The following is a 3,726-nucleotide window of genomic DNA, read 5'->3' as shown; positions in this document are numbered from 1 at the left end:
CCGGCGGTGGCGACGCGGCGCCCCCGGCGCCGCTCAGCGCGGCGGCTTCTCCCGCGCCTTGTCCACCGCCCGGCCCGGCCCGGGCAGCCGGGCCCGGCCGAAGAGCCCCACCTCCCAGCGTCCGACGGCCTCCGCCGTCGGTCCGGCCGGTCCGGTGCCGGCCTCCGCGGCCACCGCGCCGCTCCGCTCGGGCAGCCCGGACGGGATGACGGTGCCCTCCATGGCCGAGGTCCCGGGGCGGTCCGGGAGCATCCGGGTGCGGTAGAGGAGGGTGACGGCCAGGGCGGAGGAGAGGCCGAAGGCGACGCAGCCGGTCCAGGGCAGCCATGGGCACTCGTACTGCTTGCCGATGTCCATGGTCCAGCCGACGACGGCGTTGCCGCCGGCGGCGGTCAGCCCGGCGAAGACGTAGAACAGCCCGAAGTAGGTGCCGGCGAGCGTCTCGCGGCCGAACCGGGGGATCATCTCCAGGACGGCGGGGTGGGCGACCATGGTGCCGACGAACAGCAGCAGCGACCCGATGAGCATGACCAGCATCCGCGGCACGACGTCCCGCGCCCCGTCGGGCGGCCCGTCGGCGCAGATCAGCAGCGGCGGGACGAAGCCGAGGCCCATCACGACGAGGCCGCCGCCGACCCACCGGCTGCCGCCGCCGTGCCGTTCCAGGGCGCGGGTGATGGGCATCTGGAAGAGGTTGACGACGGCTCCGGCCCCGAGCAGCACCCCGGCCGCGCCCTCCCAGCCGGACGCCTGTTTCGCCCCGGCGGGGAGCAGCAGGCAGAGCTGGTTCTCCACGGTGAACATGCCGGTGGTGGCGAGGGAGAAGAGCAGGAACCGGCGGTTGCCGAAGACCTCCAGCCAGTCGCCGAGGACGGTGCTGCGGTCGGCGGCGGCGGGGGCCGGCCGGTCGGGGATGACCATGGCCTGGGCGACGGTCAGCAGCGCGTAGACGCCGGCGGCGGCCACGGCGCAGAGCCGGAAGTCGGCGCGGATCAGCACGCTGCCGAGGAGCAGTCCGATCAGCGAGCCGATGGTCGCGTAGACGTTGAGCAGGGCGAACGCCTCGGCCTTGCGGTCGCCGGCCTCCAGGGCCACATAGGCCCGGGCGGACGGGTAGAAGAGGCCGGCGGCCAGTCCGTTGAGCAGTGAGGCGCCGAGGACGACCGGCAGCGTGGTGCCGAAGGCGAAGAGGGAGAAGCCCAGGGTGCGCAGCGCGCAGCCGGTGATGATGACGGCGCGCGGGCCCAGCCGGTCGGCGGCCGAGCCGCCGAGGAGGAACAGGCCCTGCTGGCCGAGGTTGCGCACGCCGAGCACGAGGCCGACGAGCGCGTCGGACATTCCGAGTTCCTGACCCAGATATGCCGCGAGAAATGGCACCAGGATATAGAACCCGATGTCGATACCAAACTGGTTGATCAGTAGCAGTCGCAATGCGAGAGGAAACTCGCGGGTGACCCGAAAAGCTTTCATGCGCGTCCCTGCATTCAGCTCGAACAGGGGAGGAGAATCTCCCTGAACCGAGGTGGGCATGGAGGCCCGGAGGGTTTGACAGTGCGCAAAGCGATAGGGACGGCTGCCGTCCTGACCTCGTGCTTCGCCCTGATCAACAGAGGTCCAACAGAAGTGACCAGAGGCCGCGGCACCCCCGCCGTCCGGTTCGTCAGAATGCCCTTCCAGCGGGTTGTCACCCGACGGGAAAAGCCGCACTCACTGACGTGGGATCGAGCGGACGATCATATGCTTTTGCGGTGCATCCTCAACGACTCCCGACTGCGCTCGGAAGAATACGCACCCCACACGTTAGCAAAGCGAACGGATCCCGGATAGAGCGGAGTCCGGGGACTTCAAGTGACACGGCCGAGGAGTGGCCGAATTTATTTCCGCCTTTTCCTTCGAACACTGGAACTCGCGTACTGTGAACTGGCCTCCGACGGCCGGTGCGTCAGGCGGCGGCGGGCCCGGGGGCCCGGCGGACGTCACACGACGGGGGCATTCAGATCCGCGGAGCGCCGTGCGGGGCTCGGAGGAGGGGTGTCTCAGACGGAAGCGGGGCGCCCGCCGGCGAGGCCGAGCCGCTCGCGGATCACCCGCACGGCGGCCTCCGCGTCGTCCACGGTGACCGTGAACGAGCGGCCGTCGCCGAGCCGGACCACGAAGCCCTCGCCCCGGCGCACCACGACCCCCGTCCCCTGCTCCGGCCGCCAGCGGTATCCCCAGCCGCCCCACTGGCGCGGGGTGACCCGGGGCGCGAACACGGCGTCGACCACCTGGGCGAGGGGGATGCGGGTCCGGGGCAGCCCGATGTGGCCGCAGCGGATCTCCAGGGTCTCCTTGTCGACCCGCACCGCCACGTGCACGAACGCGACCGTGCCGTAGAGCATCAGCAGTCCGGCGGCGACGCAGCCGACGACGGACATCACGAGCGGGATCACGCCGGAGGTCCAGGGGTGCGCGACGGCCAGGTCGATGCCCAGCGCCATGCAGGCGGCGCCGACGGCGGCGAGCAGCCACTGCACGCGGTTGGTGGCGCGGCCCGTCCAGACGGCGGGCTCGCTGTCGTCGTGCCCCTCAGGGGCCTTCGGCTGGTCCCTCATACCAGGCAGCGTACCGAGGTTCCGCCCCGGCGGCAGGGGTCTCCGCGGGTACGGCCGGCCGGATCCGCCGTACCCTGGCGCGGCCCCTTACGGGCGTCCCGCTCCCACCGTCGTCAGGGCGCGGCCCTCGGGGTAGCTAAGCGAGGCCGCGTCGAGGACGTCCTCGCGCCCCCCGTTCAGCACCGTCAGGCGGCCCGTCGGCTCGGCGTCCGGCGCCGGGCCCGCGCCGATCCGGCGCAGCGCCTGGGCGGCCACCGCCCCGGCCGAGCCGTGCAGGACCAGGGGCGGCCCGGCGGGCGCCTGGACGGCGGCCCGGATGCGCTCGGCGACCAGCTCGTAGTGGGTGCAGCCGAGGACGACGGCGCGGACGTCGCGCGGGGTGCGGGCCGCCGCCGAGGCGATGGCGGCGTCGACGGCCGCGTCGTCGGCCCACTGGATCGCGTCGGCGAGCCCGGGGCAGGCCACCTCGGTGACCTCGACGCCGGCCGCGAAGTCGCGGATCAGGCCGCGCTGGTAGGGGCTGCCGGTGGTGGAGGGGGTGGCCCAGATGGCGAACGGGCCGCCGCCCGCCGCGGCCGGCTTGATCGCGGGCACGGTGCCGATCACCGGGATGCCCGGCTCCAGCTCGGCGCGGATCGCGGCCAGCGCGCGGACCGAGGCCGTGTTGCAGGCGATGATCAGGGCGTCCGGCCGGTGCGCGGCGGCGGCGCGGGCGCAGCCCAGGGCGCGTTCGGTGACGTCCTCGGGGGTGCGGGGACCCCAGGGCATGCTGCCGGGGTCGGAGGAGAGCACCAGATCGGCGTCGGGCCGCAGCCGGTGCACGGCGGCGGCCGCCGCCAGAAGGCCATTGCCGGAGTCCATGAGCGCGATCTTCACCCGGTCACTTTAATGGATGGGCGGCACACGGGTTAATGGGCGGACGGGATGGCGGTGCCCCGAACGGTCCAGACGCGCCCGCGCCCGGCCCCCGGCGGTGTGCCGCCCGGCCGGGCCCGTCGGGCAGACTGCGGCGGGTGAACGCGCTGACATGGATCTCCGTCGGTTCCCTGGCCGCGTGGCTGTGGCTGCTGCTGGGCCAGGGCTTCTTCTGGCGTACGGACGTGCGCCTGCCACACCGCACACCGCCACACCT

3 protein-coding genes and 1 pseudogene are annotated in these 3,726 nt (G+C 73.2%); 1 reads left to right on the top strand and 3 read right to left on the bottom strand.

The window, feature by feature from the left end; genetic code table 11:
- Positions 1-33: 33 nt before the first annotated feature.
- The 3 genes from JNW98_RS33605 to JNW98_RS33595 form a co-directional block, all read right to left on the bottom strand.
- Entirely contained in the window at positions 34-1,470 is a 1,437-nt protein-coding gene (locus JNW98_RS33605; protein ID WP_223772084.1) for an MFS transporter, read from the bottom strand.
- Between the two features lie 566 nt (positions 1,471-2,036).
- The gene (locus JNW98_RS33600; protein WP_223772083.1) at positions 2,037-2,594 is read right to left on the bottom strand and encodes a hypothetical protein; all 558 of its coding nucleotides are present in this window, start codon (positions 2,592-2,594) and stop codon (positions 2,037-2,039) included.
- Positions 2,595-2,681: 87 nt separating this feature from the next.
- Entirely contained in the window at positions 2,682-3,470 is a 789-nt protein-coding gene (locus tag JNW98_RS33595) for a glutamate racemase (protein WP_223772082.1), read from the bottom strand.
- A gap of 35 nt (positions 3,471-3,505) precedes the next feature.
- On the opposite strand from JNW98_RS33595, the pseudogene JNW98_RS36980 reads away from it, so the two are divergent.
- A pseudogene (locus JNW98_RS36980) lies at positions 3,506-3,726 on the top strand (glycosyltransferase); the annotation flags it as partial.

It is taken from the genome of Streptomyces huiliensis, from assembly GCF_020037025.1.
Classification (GTDB): domain Bacteria; phylum Actinomycetota; class Actinomycetes; order Streptomycetales; family Streptomycetaceae; genus Streptomyces; species Streptomyces huiliensis.
This window is presented reverse-complemented; position numbering and strand designations above follow the sequence as displayed.